This is a genomic window from Streptomyces sp. SL06 (assembly GCF_058244745.1).
The window spans coordinates 4135661-4148799 of the sequence record NZ_JBSYOT010000002.1; the positions used below are offsets into that span (position 1 = coordinate 4135661).

The 13139-nt window shown below is 74.0% G+C and carries 11 protein-coding genes; 5 read left to right on the forward strand and 6 right to left on the reverse strand.

Annotated features, from left to right (window positions below):
* The first annotated feature begins 526 nt into the window (after window positions 1-526).
* Complete coding sequence (locus AC4IHM_RS18960; RefSeq protein ID WP_490868201.1) at window positions 527-1414, forward strand: alpha/beta fold hydrolase; 888 nt, start codon at window positions 527-529, stop codon at window positions 1412-1414.
* A 27-nt stretch (window positions 1415-1441) separates the two neighbouring features.
* On the opposite strand, the gene AC4IHM_RS18965 is transcribed toward AC4IHM_RS18960, so the two are convergent.
* From AC4IHM_RS18965 to AC4IHM_RS18975, 3 genes are all read right to left on the reverse strand, one after another.
* Window positions 1442-3091 (reverse strand): transporter, encoded by a 1650-nt coding sequence (locus AC4IHM_RS18965; RefSeq protein WP_490868202.1) that lies wholly within the window; start codon window positions 3089-3091, stop codon window positions 1442-1444.
* On the reverse strand, window positions 3088-3882 hold the full coding sequence (locus AC4IHM_RS18970) for an ABC transporter ATP-binding protein (RefSeq protein ID WP_490868203.1): 795 nt from the start codon (window positions 3880-3882) through the stop codon (window positions 3088-3090). Before AC4IHM_RS18970 ends, AC4IHM_RS18965 begins: the two co-directional genes overlap by 4 nt.
* Before the next feature lie 88 nt (window positions 3883-3970).
* A complete protein-coding gene (locus tag AC4IHM_RS18975; RefSeq protein WP_490868204.1) occupies window positions 3971-4624 on the reverse strand; it encodes a bifunctional DNA primase/polymerase in 654 nt (217 codons plus the stop codon).
* 304 nt (window positions 4625-4928) lie between these two features.
* On the opposite strand from AC4IHM_RS18975, the gene AC4IHM_RS18980 reads away from it, so the two are divergent.
* Window positions 4929-6314, forward strand: a complete 1386-nt coding sequence (locus AC4IHM_RS18980) for an NsdA family TPR-like regulatory protein (RefSeq protein WP_490868205.1) — start codon at window positions 4929-4931, stop codon at window positions 6312-6314.
* Window positions 6315-6514: 200 nt separating this feature from the next.
* The gene (locus AC4IHM_RS18985) at window positions 6515-8080 is read left to right on the forward strand and encodes a hypothetical protein (RefSeq protein WP_490868206.1); all 1566 of its coding nucleotides are present in this window, start codon (window positions 6515-6517) and stop codon (window positions 8078-8080) included.
* A gap of 62 nt (window positions 8081-8142) precedes the next feature.
* On the opposite strand, the gene AC4IHM_RS18990 is transcribed toward AC4IHM_RS18985, so the two are convergent.
* Window positions 8143-9459 carry an ABC transporter substrate-binding protein gene (locus AC4IHM_RS18990; RefSeq protein WP_490868207.1) on the reverse strand — a complete coding sequence of 439 codons (1317 nt, stop codon included), beginning with the start codon at window positions 9457-9459 and terminating at the stop codon, window positions 8143-8145.
* A 171-nt stretch (window positions 9460-9630) separates the two neighbouring features.
* Here AC4IHM_RS18990 and AC4IHM_RS18995 point away from each other — a divergent pair, with 171 nt between their 5' ends.
* Both AC4IHM_RS18995 and purU read left to right on the forward strand, forming a co-directional pair.
* Complete coding sequence (locus AC4IHM_RS18995) at window positions 9631-10077, forward strand: SCO4402 family protein (protein WP_490868208.1); 447 nt, start codon at window positions 9631-9633, stop codon at window positions 10075-10077.
* Between the two features lie 70 nt (window positions 10078-10147).
* Entirely contained in the window at window positions 10148-11029 is an 882-nt protein-coding gene (gene purU / locus AC4IHM_RS19000; protein ID WP_490868209.1) for a formyltetrahydrofolate deformylase, read from the forward strand.
* A 158-nt stretch (window positions 11030-11187) separates the two neighbouring features.
* Here purU and AC4IHM_RS19005 read toward each other — a convergent pair whose 3' ends face one another.
* Complete coding sequence (locus AC4IHM_RS19005) at window positions 11188-12474, reverse strand: zf-HC2 domain-containing protein (protein ID WP_490868210.1); 1287 nt, start codon at window positions 12472-12474, stop codon at window positions 11188-11190.
* Window positions 12471-13064, reverse strand: coding sequence for a sigma-70 family RNA polymerase sigma factor (locus AC4IHM_RS19010; RefSeq protein ID WP_490868211.1), 594 nt, complete (start codon window positions 13062-13064; stop codon window positions 12471-12473). The genes AC4IHM_RS19005 and AC4IHM_RS19010 overlap by 4 nt, the downstream gene beginning before the upstream one ends.
* Window positions 13065-13139: the final 75 nt, after the last annotated feature.

Here is a 13139-nt window from a genome sequence, read left to right on the forward strand (position 1 = left end):
CCTTCGGACGGGAGGGGCGTACCGCGTGGATCCCGTCGATTCCGGGTCTCAGTACGCCGAATCGCAGCGCTCGGGCGCTTCCCGTGCGAGGCTGTGGCGTGAGGCGTATGAGGGAGGGGCTCTTGGCCGTGGCCTGACAGGGATGTCGCCCGGTCGGAGAGGGGGAGAACGTGCCGGAGAGACGGAGAGGGCCCCGGCGCCTTGCGGCGCCGGGGCCTGTCCTCCCCTGTGCTGACCCGGAGCCCCGAGCTCTCAGGGTCAATCCCGTCGGACCGTTTTCCCCGAGCGGTCCGCCTCCCGTTGGAGATCTCCCCCGGGCGGCGGCGATCAATCCCCGAGGGGTGTCACTCGATTGAGGGTTGTTACCCACTGGGACGGATTTTTCGAATAGGCATTCGATACTCTGCGAGCGGCCGTCGGCAGGGCGGCGGGAACGGCAAGGCACGGCAGGCAGGACACGGTTCACAGGACCGGCCGGCCCGGCAGGGGCGGACGGTCCGAGCGGAGCTTGGGGGTGCCAGGATCCATGGCGCGGCGCATCGACGTGACCGGCGCGGGCGGGGTACGCCTCGCGGCCTGGGAGTTCGGGGACCCTCCCAAGACCGACCGGACGCGGAGCACGCCCCCCGCGGACGGCCCCGGAGGGCTTCCGGGCGTGCTGTTACTGCACGGTCTGATGGGGCGGGCCTCGCACTGGGCGCCCACGGCCCGCTGGCTCTCCGCCCGCCACCGGGCGGTCGCCCTCGACCAGCGCGGTCACGGCCGCAGCGACAAGCCCCCGCGGGCGTCCTACACCCGGGAGGCCTACGTCGAGGACGTCGAGGCCGCCCTGGAGCAGCTCGGCCTCGGCCCGGCCGTCCTGATCGGCCACGCCATGGGCGCGCTGACCGCCTGGCAGCTCGCCGCCAAACGCCCCGACCTGGTCCGCGGTCTGATCATCTGCGACATGCGGGCCTCGGCGCTCGGTGCCGCCTCGCAGCACACCTGGACCGAGTGGTTCCGCGCCTGGCCGGTTCCGTTCGCCACGCTCGCCGACGTACGCAAGTGGTTCGGCGAGGACGATCCGTGGGTGGAGCGTCCCAATCCGGCCAGGGGCGAGTTCTACGCCGAGGTGATGTCCGAGTCGCCGGACGGCTGGCGGCCGGTGTTCGAGCCGGAGCAGATGCTCAGGTCCCGCGAGACCTGGGTGTACGACGCCCACTGGGAGGAGCTGGCGCAGGTGCGCTGCCCGACCCTGGTCGTCCGCGGCCTCGACGGCGAGCTGGGCCGCGCCGAGGCGCAGGAGATGGTCCGGGTGCTGCCGCGCGGCCAGTACGCGGAGGTCGCCGACGCCGGCCACCTCGTCCACTACGACCAGCCGGAGGCCTGGCGGGCGGCCATCGAACCGTTCCTGGACACGCTCAGGGACGCCTGAGCGCCGCCGGGCCCCGCACGGGCCGCCTCACCCCTTGCTGACCGCCGAGAGGATCTCCGGCAGCCGTTGCGACGTGCGCGGCGCGGCCAGCCGCAGGCCGAGCAGCGTCAGCGCGGCGCCGTACACCGCGCCCACCGGCAGCAGCAGCCAGCCACGGCCGGCGCCCGCGCTCACGTTCAGCCAGATGGTCAGCGCGATCACGGGAGCGCACAGCAGGGCCGCGCCCGCCATCCCGCCGAAGATCGAGATCCAGGCCAGCCCGGCCTGCCCGGGGGCGATGTTCTTGTACCCCTCCTGCGGGATCGAGTACGGGAAGCGCGCCGAGGTCCACGCGCCGGCCGCCAGCAGCGCGCCGAGCAGTGCGTAGGACAGGCCGAGCGCCTCGGGCAGGGTCCGCCAGTCGTCGAGCATCGCGGTGGTCAGGACGGTCACGAGGGTGGCGTACGGCAGGGTGATCAGCAGCAGCGCCAGCGCGCGGGCGCGCAGCTCGACGTAGGCGTCCCGCGGCGACGAGATCGTCATCGCGACCATCCAGAACGCGGACGTGTCCTGCCCGAACTGGTTGAACATCTGGATGCCGAGCATTCCGGCGGCGAAGCAGGCGAAGTACACCGAGCCGGTGCCCTGCCAGGCGTTGAACACCGGCACGATCAGGCCGATGGCCAGCGAGGTCACCCAGGCGGCCTTGGTCTTGGGGTCGCGCCACCCATAGCGCAGGGTGCGCTCCATGGTGGTGCCGGTGCGGCCGGGCGGCAGCAGCCGGGCCAGGCCGGACGAGCCGCGCTCGCGGACCGGCCGGGCGTCGCTCTGCAGCGTGGAGCCGTCGGGCGTGGTCATCAGCCGCGTCAGATGGCGCGACCACACCCGCAGCAGCAGCACCAGGGCCGCCGCGGTCAGCGCGAGCTGGGCCAGCGCGACGCCGTACGACCCGTCGCTCGCCGCGTCCGTCGCGCCGATCGCGGCGGCCGGCGGGATCCAGCGCAGCACGTCGGCCGGTGTGTCCAGCTGCCCGAGACCGGACGAACCGAGCCGCTGGGCGCCGAAGTTGACGAGCTGTGCGCCGACCGCGACGAACAGTCCGCTCAGCACCGCCAGGTCGCGCCCCTTGCGGCTGGTCAGCAGCCGCACATTGGCGGCGGCCACCGTCCGCGCGAGGGTCACGCACACCAGCAGCGCGAGGACGGCCCCGACGGCGCCGACGGCGTACGCCGCCCCGCCGTGCGCGACCGCGACCACGGAGCCGGCGAACACGCACAGCGTGAACAGCGGTCCGAGGCCCACGAGCGAGGCCGTGAGCAGGGCCCGGACCAGCGGGCGGGGCCGCAGCGGCAGCATCACCAGGCGGGTGGGGTCCAGGGTCTCGTCGCCGCTCGGGAAGAACAGCGGCAGCACCGCCCAGCCGAGGCCCAGCACCGCCGCCAGCAGGATCACCAGCGCGTCCGCGTGCGCGTGGCCGCGCAGCGCGACCAGGCCGACCAGCAGGAGCGCGGCGAAGAACAGGGAGACGACGGCCGAGGCGATGTAGGCGGCCCGCCGGCCGCCGGACTGCCGCAGTCCGTTGCGCAGCAGGGACAGTTTCAGCCGTACGAAGACGGAGGTGACGGAGGCGGTGCCGGCGGCGGACGGGCCGGGCGGACCGGACGCGGCGGACATGAGGGGCGTGGCCGGCGCGCTCATCGCGACCCCCCGCCCAGCCAGTCCAGGTCGGGCCCGGCGTCCCGGCTGCCGGCGCCGACGAGTTCGAGGAAGGCCTGCTGCAACGTGGGCGCCTCGCCGCGCACTTCGGCGAGCGGGCCGGTGGCGCGGATGCGGCCGGCGGCCATGACGGCCACCCAGTCGCACAGCGACTCCACCAGCTCCATGACGTGGGAGGAGAAGACGACGGTGGCGCCGGAGGCGGTGTAGCGCTCCAGGACGCCCCGGATGGTCTGCGCGGAGACCGGGTCGACGCCCTCGAACGGCTCGTCCAGGAAGAGCACTTCCGGATTGTGCAGCAGCGCGGAGGCGAGCCCGATCTTCTTGCGCATGCCGGTCGAGTAGTCGACGACCAGCTTGTGCTGGGCCCCGGCCAGGTCCAGCACGTCCAGCAACTGCGTGGCCCGCCGGTCGACCTCGGCGCCGGGCAGCCCGCGCAACCGGCCCGTGTAGCCGAGCAGTTCCCGCCCCGACAGCCGCTCGAACAGCCGCAGCCCCTCGGGCAGCACCCCGATCCTGGCCTTCACCTCGGCCGGATCGCGCCACACGTCGTGCCCGACCACCTCGACGGATCCCTGGTCCGGCCGCAGCAGCCCGGTCACCATGGACAAGGTGGTGGTCTTCCCCGCCCCGTTCGGCCCGACGAGCCCGATGAACCTGCCCGCGGGCAGCTCCAGGTCGATCCCGCCCACGGCGACCTGCTGACCGAACCGCTTCCAGAGCCCCCGCACCCGCACCGCACTCGCACTCACCACGTCTCCCTCCGTTCCCATGCACCCTACGGGGGAGCGGCGCCGCCGAAGGAGCGCGGGGAACGGCGGCGGAAGGACAGGGCAGGGCAGGGCAGTCGAAGAGGCGCGCCTAGCGGTCCCTGCCGCACGCGTACGCCAGCGGCGAGATCAACTCCTCCACGTCCGGCAGCCACCGGTTCGCCGCGGTGGGCCGGCGGACCCACTGCACGGCCCCCCACAGCCCGTACCGCGTGGGCGGCGCGGCCACGTACGCGCCCTCCCCGAGCACGGCCAGATCCAGAGCCCGGGGCGACCACCCGAGCCGCCGCACAAGATCGGGCACCTTCACCGCGGCCCCCGGCAGGACGAAGAACCGCATCCGCCGGTCCGGCGCGAGGGTCACAGGGCCGAGCGCAAGCTCCATCCGCTCCATGCGGGCGAGCGCCAGGAACCCCGCGCTCTCGGGCACGTCGATCGCGTCGAACGTGCGTCCCGTGGGCAGCAGGATCGACGCGGACGGCTGCTGCTGCCACATCCGGCGGGCGACGGTCGCGCTGCCCGTCGCCCGGACCGCCCAGTCCTCGCGCGGCGGGTGCGCCCCGGGGGCGGGGCAGTCGGGGTTCCCGCAGGAGCACTGCCGCACTCCGTCGGCGGCCTCCACCCAGGTGCCGGGGAGCACGTCCCAGTGGCGCTCCTCGGCATAGCGTACGGCGGTCTCCAGTAGGGATGTTCCGCGCTGCCGCGGGATCTGGGCGGCTTCGGTGCCCGGGATGGTCTCTTCCACGTGGGACTCAACTCCCGCGCCCACCGGGGGTTACGGGGCCCGCGCCTTCCGTTGCGCGCGGGGGAGGGGCACCGATGCCGCATTCGGGGCGCATGGGTGCATACGTGGGGGCGCGCAGGAGGATTCGCCGTGGGAGCTGGGTAGCCAGGTCTGGGGCCGGCGGCGACCGTCACCCCGGCAATACAGGCAAGCTTCGCAAGTCTCGCATTGTCGGCACATCGACGGGGCATTGATCTTCCCAGCCGGATCTTCTCGTCCGCCGGGACAGCATCGGGACCGCATGAGACCGCATGGGGGTTACGCCATGGCCGCAAGGCCTCTCGTCGCGCGGCAGCCGAACGAACGACTGCAGGCGCTCATTCAGGAAGCGGGTTGCTCGAACGCGGGCCTGGCCCGCCGGGTCAACATGTGCGGGGTCGAGCACGGTCTCGATCTGCGGTACGACAAGACCTCCGTGGCCCGCTGGCTGCGCGGGCAGCAACCGCGGGGCCGGGCACCGGCGATCATCGCCGAGGCGCTCGGACGCAAGCTCGGCCGCACGGTCACGATCGACGAGATCGGCATGGCCAACGGCAAGAACCTCGCCTCGGGCGTCGGTCTCCAGTTCTCGCCGACGGTACTGGGGGCCATCGAGCAGGTCTGCGAGCTGTGGCGCAGCGACGTGGGGCGCCGGGACTTCCTGTCCGGCTCCTCCGTCGCCGCCTCCGCGCTCGTCGAACCCAGCCGGGACTGGCTGATTTCCGCCCCCGACTCGCAGGTGTCGCGCTCGGCCGGGCCGCGGGTGGGCCGGTCCGACGTGGCGGCCGTGCGGGCGATGACGCAGGCGCTGGTGGACCTGGACCACCAGTACGGCAGCGGGCATGTCCGCCCGGTGCTCGTGCACTATCTGAACAGCGTCGTCTCCGGACTGCTGGCGGGCTCCTACCGGGAGGCGGTCGGGCGGGAACTGTTCGCCACGGTCGCCCGGTTGACCGAGCTGGCCGGGTACATGGCCGTCGACACCGGCCAGCCCGGCCTCGCCCAGCGGTACTACATCCAGTCGCTGCGGCTCGCGCAGGCGGCCGGCGACCGCGGATACGGCGGGTATGTGCTCGCCGCGTCCATGAGCCACCTGGCCGCGCAGCTCGGAAACCCGCGGGAGATCGCGCAGTTGGCGCGGGCGGCGCAGGAGGGCGCGCGGGGGCGGGTCACACCGCGCGCGGAGGCGATGTTCCACGCCGCCGAGGCCCGCGGCCACGCGCTCCTCGGCGACGTACGGGCGGCCCACGAGGCGGCCGGGCGGGCGGTCGGCGCGATGGAGGCGGCCGATCCCGCCTCGGGGGACGACCCGGTGTGGATCGCCCACTTCGACCAGGCCTACCTCGCCGACGAGTTGGCGCACTGTCACCGTGACCTCGGGCAGGCCGACGCGGCGGCGCGGTACGCGCGGCAGTCCCTGGACGGGCATCCCGAGTCGCGGGCCCGCCGACGGGCCATCGGACATGTGCTGTTGGCCACTGCGCAGGTGCAGCAGCGCGAGATCGAACAGGCCTGTTCCACCGCGACGAAGGCGGTGGAACTCCTCGCGACGCTGCGCTCGAACCGGGGCGCCGAGTACCTGGAGGACTTCCAGGCGCGGTTGGAGCCGTACCGGGAGGAAGCGGTGGTCAGGGAGTTCGGGGCGCGGCTCGATCTGCGGGCCGCGGCGTGAGCCGACGCCCCTCGCGCACCTGAACGGGCCCCGGCCGGCGGCACGGTGGGCGGGCAGGGAGACGAACACCGTGCCGCCGCCCGGTTTTGTTACCGCCGTCACAGGGAAGGAGTGCACGCCCCTGCGGCGTGGCAGTGGGCTCCGGGGACCCGGTAGCGTGAGCCGACGATTCCGAAGGTCCCCCATTCGTAGGAGTCCCGGTGACGCAGAGTGGACAGGGCGAGGAGCCCTCGGCGCGGTTCGCGCACGAAGGCATCGTGCTGCCCTCGGACGGTGGCGAGCCCTTGCTGCCGGGTCCGCCCGGCGGGCCCGCCGCCCCGCAGGCCGGCCGGCCCGTACCCGCCTCGGCGCCGCCCGACGGCCAGGCCTGGGACCGGCCGTGGGGCCCCGAGCAGCAGAGCCCGCCCCCGGAGCAGGGGTGGGCCGCGCCGTCCACCGCCCAGCCCTGGGGGTCTTCGGAGCCCGCCGCGCAGGCCTGGCAGCCCGCGCAGGACGGCCCGCAGCCGCACGGCGCCCCGCCGCCCCAGGCGGGCCCCGGCCCGCTGCCCCCGGAGGACGCGCAGCCCCCGGCGTACGGCGGCCAGTCCTACGGCTCCCGGCCGCCCTACGAGCAGCAGCAGTACGGCCAGGCGTCCCCGCCGCCGCCCGGCGACGAGGGCGCCACGCAGTACCTGCCGCCGGTCGGGATACCCGCCGACGAGGGCGCGACGCAGTACATACCCCCCGTGGGACCGGGGGCGCTGCCTCCGGAGAGCCCCGCCGAGCCGCACGCCGAGTCGACGCGGTTCCTCGGCCGGGCACCGCAGTACCCCGCGCAGCCGGCGCCCGACCCGGACGCCGAGCCCACCCAGTTCATCGCGCCCGTGCCCGGCGGCCCGGCCGGCGCCCCGTACGGTGCCGCGCCCGGCGGTGACGAGGGGCGGCAGCCGCCCGCCGAGTTCGACAGCCTCTTCCGCGGCGCGCCGGGCGCCGACGGCCCGGCCGCGGCCACCCAGCAGATGCCCCGCTTCGACGAGCCGCAGCGCCCCGCCGACCCCTCCGGGTACGCCCCGCAGGGCCCGGGAGGCGGCGGTGGCGGCAGCAGGAGGCGCGGGAACGACGGCGGCGGCCGGGGAGGCCGGGGCGGGCGCACCGGTTCGCGTGTGCCGCTTCTGGCGGCCGTGGGCGTGGGCATCGCCGTCGTCGGTGTCGGAGCCGGCGCGATGATGGCCGGCGGGGGCGGCGAGGACGACAAGGACGCCAACCAGACGGTGTCCGCCACGGCCCCGGTCTCCGAGTCCGCTTCGGCCCCGCAGACGCCGTCCGCCGATCCGGTCCGGGAGCAGGCCGTCGAGCTGGACAAGCTGCTGGCCGAGAGCGGCACCGGCCGGAGCACGGTGATCAACGCCGTGGGGAACGTGAAGTCCTGCGACAACCTGCCCCAGGCGGCCAAGGACCTGCGCGAGGCCGCCAAGCAGCGCACGGGGCTCGTCAACAGCCTCTCCCAGCTGTCCGTGGACCAGCTGCCCCGGCACACCGAGCTGACCACCGCCCTCACCAAGGCGTGGCAGGCCTCGGCGTCGGCCGACAACCACTACGCGGCCTGGGCCGACCAGACGGCCGGCCGCAAGGGCTGCCGCAAGGGCCAGGCCCGCACCACCGACCAGACCCTGGCCGGCAACCGGGAGAGCGGCACGGCCAGCCAGGAGAAGGCCAAGGCCGCCGAACTCTGGAACGCCATAGCCAAGCAGTACGGCCTCACGGAACGCCAGCCGACCCAGCTCTGACACACGGGGCGGGGCGGGGAGGGCCGGGGCGAGCGGCCCGTGTGCCCGCCGTCGCGGCTCGGTCAGAGCACGTCGGCGTTCCGGAGGATGCGGACGGTGTCCACGGTGCCCTTGCGGGCCGAGACCAGGCGGCCGTCACGGACGACCTGGAGGGTGACCTCGGTGTTGACCAGGCGGGGGAAGCCGACCGAGGCCAGTTTGTCCGCGAAGGTCCACTGGAGGGTCGGCGTGAGTCCGCCCGTGTCGGCCCTCAGCCCGCCGTCGAGGGCCCGCCTGACCGTGCCGGAGTCGACCGCGCCGTCGCCGAGCGACTCGACGACCTCCTTGAGGACGGTGTACGCGATCCAGGTCGTCTGCACCCCGGCGTCCGCCTCGTCGATGTCGTTGTCGCCGAACGCCTCCTCCTTGATCACCTTCTTCATCCCGTCCCAGGCCGGGTCGTTCACCGGCGGGTACCAGCCGGTGACGTACGCCCCCTCGTAGGGGCCGGACGCCCCGCCGCTCGCGTTGACCGTGCTCTGGTCGACGCTGCCGAGCACGGTCGCCGTCCGTATGCCGGAACGGTCCGCGCGGGCCCGCCGGAAGGAGTCCATGAAGGTGCCGGTGCGGTCCCCGAGGACGGGCACGACGCACCCCGGCTCGTCCGCGTCGCCGGCCGAGCGCCCCAGCGCCTGCTCGGACTGGCCGTCGTACTCGGTGGCGTCCTCCGCCGCCCGCTGGTCGTGGGAGCGCTCGTGCCCGCCCGAGGTCAGCCCCGAGTCGAGCAGCACGGACAGCTGGTCGCCCGTGATGGTGTCGGGCCGGACGAGGGTGACGGGCCCGCACGGGCCGGCCAGCGCGCTGCCGAGGCCGGCGAGCAGCGCCGGCTGTCCGCCGTTGACCGGGTACGACAGCGGACTGGTGAACTCCTTGTTGGTGATGCCGTAGCCGCCGACGTACGGGATGCCGGCGCCCTCGAGGACGGTGAAGAAGGAGTCGGCGTGCTGGCTGTAGGAGCCGACGACGGCGACCGCGTTCTCCTTGACGGCCCGGCGGGCGCACTTCGCGGCGTCCACGCCGTTGTTGTGGTCGTTGCAGGTCAGGACGTTGAGCTTGCGGCCGCCGATGCCGCCCCGGTCGTTGATCCAGCGGGCGTAGGCCTGCGCGAAGGCGGGCATGCCGGGCTTGTCGGTCGCGCCGGTGTCCTGCGGCGCCCAGGTCATGACGGTGATCGTGTCGTCCCCGGAGTCCGCGCTGGTGCCGGGGACCACCCCGCAGCCGGCGACGAGCGACGCACACGCCACCAGGGCGCCCGCGGACAGCGCGGTGGTGCGAAGGGCCCGGGTACGGTCGCGGAGGCCGTCGGGGAACGTGCTGCGGATGGGTCGCCTGCCGGTCATGCACCCGCACGATTCCCCCACCCGGCCAACCCGGAAGTGACTTGGGGTCAACACGTGGTGACGCGGAGGTGAATTGCGGGGGCCGATGAGGTGCGCGCAGAGCGGAACGTACGATCGACGACCGTGCAAGGTTCGGAGAACTCTTCCCGTCGCGGCCGTCGCTCCTCCACCATGGGCGGCATGCCACTCAACGACATGCCGTGGTGGCGCTGGCGCAGCCAGGTGCGCTCCGCGCTCCACATGCTCTCCGCCCCCGCCTTCCAGCGGGACGTCTGGCTGGCCGGTGTGGACGGCTACGGGGACGTCACCGACGCGGTGTACCGGCTGGTCGAGGACACCTGGCTGGATCACTGGTCCGCCGAGAAGTACGTGGGCACGGTCTTCCGCGACTCGCAGGAGGCGGCGCTTGTCGACACCGCCGTGCTGCGGGTCCTGCGGATCATGCACCACGTGGGTCCGGACGCGCCGGTGCACGCCTACCTCGACCACCCCGACTGGCCGGAGGCGGTGCGGGCGGCGCGCGACGCGCACGTACGGCTGGCCACGAGCGACGGCGAGGACCCGGAGACGGAGCCGCGCACGCTGGAGGTGCTGCAGATCCTGACCCGGTCGGCCTGAGCGGGCGGCCGGGGTCCGACTGCCGGGACGGCGCTCGGTCACCGGGCCCCGGTGTGGGACCCTGTCCCGCATGAACGAGCAGTCCTCCGCGCCCGCCGCCCCGGCCGACCAGTACGTCCTCACCCTGTCCTGCCCCGACAAGCAGGGCATCGTGCACGCCGTGTCGAGCTACCTGTTCATGACCGGCTGCAACATCGAGGACAGCCAGCAGTTCGGCGACCACGACACGGGACTGTTCTTCATGCGCGTCCACTTCTCGGCGGAGGCGCCGGTGACCGTGGACAAGCTGCGCGCCAGTTTCGCGGCGATCGGCGACTCCTTCCACATGGACTGGCAGATCAACCGGGCCGACGAGAAGACCCGCGTGGTGCTCATGGTCAGCAGGTTCGGGCACTGCCTGAACGACCTGCTCTTCCGGGCCAGGACCGGCGCGCTGCGGGTGGAGATCGCCGCGGTGGTCTCCAACCACACCGACTTCGCCGAGCTGGTGGGGTCGTACGACGTCCCCTTCCACCACATTCCCGTGACCAGGGACACCAAGGCGGAGGCCGAGGCGCGGCTCCTGGAGATCGTGCGCGAGGAGAACGTCGAACTCGTCGTGCTGGCCCGCTACATGCAGGTCCTCTCCGACGACCTGTGCAAGCAGCTCAGCGGGCGGATCATCAACATCCACCACTCCTTCCTGCCGAGCTTCAAGGGCGCCAAGCCGTACCACCAGGCGCACGCGCGGGGCGTGAAGCTGATCGGCGCGACCGCGCACTATGTGACGGCCGACCTCGACGAGGGGCCGATCATCGAGCAGGAGGTCGAGCGGGTCGGCCACGACGTCACGCCGGACCAGCTGGTCGCGATCGGGCGGGACGTGGAGTGCCAGGCGCTGGCGCGGGCCGTGAAGTGGCACGCGGAGCGCAGGATTCTGCTGAACGGGCGTCGTACGGTCGTTTTCGCCTAGCAGCCCGGGGGTTCCGTCCCGTCGGCGGCCGGGGCAGTCGGTGGCTTGTCGCGCAGTTCCCCGCGCCCCTTCGGGGCACGTACCTCAAGGGGCGCGGGGAACTGCGCGAACGGCCCCCCCCACGCACCCGCGGTCGCCGACGAATCCGGGCCCACCCCCTACATCCGGCTCAGGCTCGCCGCCGCGAACAGCACGTCCCGGATCGCCTCCCGGTCCCCGACCTGCCCCGCCACGGCCTCCGCCGGAGGCACCCGGCCCGCGGCCAGCCGGCAGAACTCCACCCCGTCCAGCGCGACATGGGCCACCTCGTGGTCGGCGGAGCCCACCGCCGCGGGGGAGTCGAGCGGGATGAGCCACTCGCCGCCGCCCGAACCCTCGATCTCCAGCCGCAGACTGCGCCCCGGCGCACCGGCGGCGACCAGGTGCCGGCGCTCGCCGGGCGCGCTCAGCCCGGCCCGGCGGCGGGCCGCCAGGACGCCCGGCAGCATCCGGGCCGCGAGGTCGATCATGCGGTTCAGATGGCGCGCGGAGGGCGGCTCGTACGGGTAGTCCACCGCGTCCGCGATGTCCTCCGCGTGCACCCAGCACTCGAACGCCCGGTCCAGCATCGCGTCGTGCAGGGGCAGCTCGAAGTCGCCGTACGAGACCGGCATCCCGCCCGCGTCGTCGGTGAACGACACCGTCCGGACGATGCCGTGGCTCTGCTCGCGCCAGGGGACCCGCACCGCGCGGCTGGGCGGACGGTGCGAGGCCTTCCAGTACGCCTCGGTGCGGCCGGCCGGTGCCGCGGTGGGCGCGCTGATGTCGCCCAGCGGGTCGGCCAGGCCCAGGGAGACCGCGACCATCCCGTCGACCGTCAGCAGATGCGCGATGACCCCGGCGACGGTGGTACGGCGGTTCGCGGCGCCGTCGGCCTCGAACCAGCGCAGCCGGACCGGCGCGTGCCACTCGGCGTCCCCGATGTCCTGGAGCAGCGCGTCCAGCCGCGCCGCCTCGGCGTCGTAGGGCGTGGCCCACTCGGGCACCGGGATGACCGGCGCCCGCCGCTCCAGGCAGCCGTCCAGGACGCGGGTGCGCAGGGTGGGGTCCAGATCGAGGTTCTCCGGGCGCTGGAGCAGCCCGACGGCCTCGCGCAGGCGCTGCGCCTCCTCGGCACAGGCCTCGCACTCCCCGAGGTGCGCCTCGACGGCCGCCGCCTCCTGCGGCGAGCAGGCGGCCAGCGCCCACGCCCCGAGCAGCGAGGTGAGCACCTGGTGCTCCAGCACGGCAGGCACCACCTCGGGCGGTGTCCGGGCGTCGTCCTCGACGGGCGCCCGCGGCAGCGGTACGCGCGCCGCGGAGCCGCCGTGGTCGTACGGGGCCCCGGCGGCCCCGGCGGCACCGAAGCCGTCGCAGAGCCGGCCGCGGCCGTCCTTGTCCTCGTGCTCCTCGTACGGGCCATTCACGCCGCACCCCCGTACTCCGGCGGAGTCCCGGGCGGGTCCGGGGCGGTGCCGGCGTCGCGGGCGGTGGCGAGGAGCTGGAGGCCCAGCCGGAGGCGGCGCCGGGCCTCGTCCTCCGTGACGCCGAGGTCGGCGGCGGTCTGGCGGTAGTCGCGGCGCTGGAAGTAGGCCAGCTCCAGGGCGTCCCGCAGCGGGGCCGGCATGGACTGCACGATGTAGTCGGCGCGGGCGGCGACCGAGGCGTGGCGCACCTTGCTCTCCAGCTCCTCGGCGGTGCCGGGACCGCCGAGGGCGAGGGCGGCCGTCTCCGTGGCGCGCAGCCGCCGCACGGCGAAACGGTGGGTCAGCGTCGCCACCCAGGTGCGCAGCGGGCCCTGCCGGGGGTCGTAGGTGTCCGGATACTCCCAGACGTACGCGAACACGTCGCGTGTGATGCGGTCGGCGGCCCGCTCGTCATTGAGCACACGGTGCGCCAGACCGTGCACGAGCGAGGCGAACCGGTCGTACAGCTCGCCCAGGGCGGCGGCCTCGCCGCGCGCGAGTCGCTGCTGCATCTTGCGGTCCCAGCGCGGTGGTACGTCCCTTTTCGCCATGCGGCCCCGCCACCTCCCGTCCGTCCCGGTTCACCAGCCTGCGGCCACCGCTTCCCAGAATGTAGTCGGCATGTC

Bases quoted from the DNA above. Each gene is read 5' to 3' on its own strand.
- AC4IHM_RS18960 (WP_490868201.1), top strand. From the start codon at position 527: ATGGCGCGGCGCATCGACGTGACCGGCGCGGGCGGGGTACGCCTCGCG.
- AC4IHM_RS18965 (WP_490868202.1), bottom strand. From the start codon at position 3,091: ATGAGCGCGCCGGCCACGCCCCTCATGTCCGCCGCGTCCGGTCCGCCC.
- AC4IHM_RS18970 (WP_490868203.1), bottom strand. From the start codon at position 3,882: ATGGGAACGGAGGGAGACGTGGTGAGTGCGAGTGCGGTGCGGGTGCGG.
- AC4IHM_RS18980 (WP_490868205.1), top strand. From the start codon at position 4,929: ATGGCCGCAAGGCCTCTCGTCGCGCGGCAGCCGAACGAACGACTGCAG.
- AC4IHM_RS18990 (WP_490868207.1), bottom strand. From the start codon at position 9,459: ATGACCGGCAGGCGACCCATCCGCAGCACGTTCCCCGACGGCCTCCGC.
- AC4IHM_RS18995 (WP_490868208.1), top strand. From the start codon at position 9,631: ATGGGCGGCATGCCACTCAACGACATGCCGTGGTGGCGCTGGCGCAGC.
- purU (WP_490868209.1), top strand. From the start codon at position 10,148: ATGAACGAGCAGTCCTCCGCGCCCGCCGCCCCGGCCGACCAGTACGTC.
- AC4IHM_RS19010 (WP_490868211.1), bottom strand. From the start codon at position 13,064: ATGGCGAAAAGGGACGTACCACCGCGCTGGGACCGCAAGATGCAGCAG.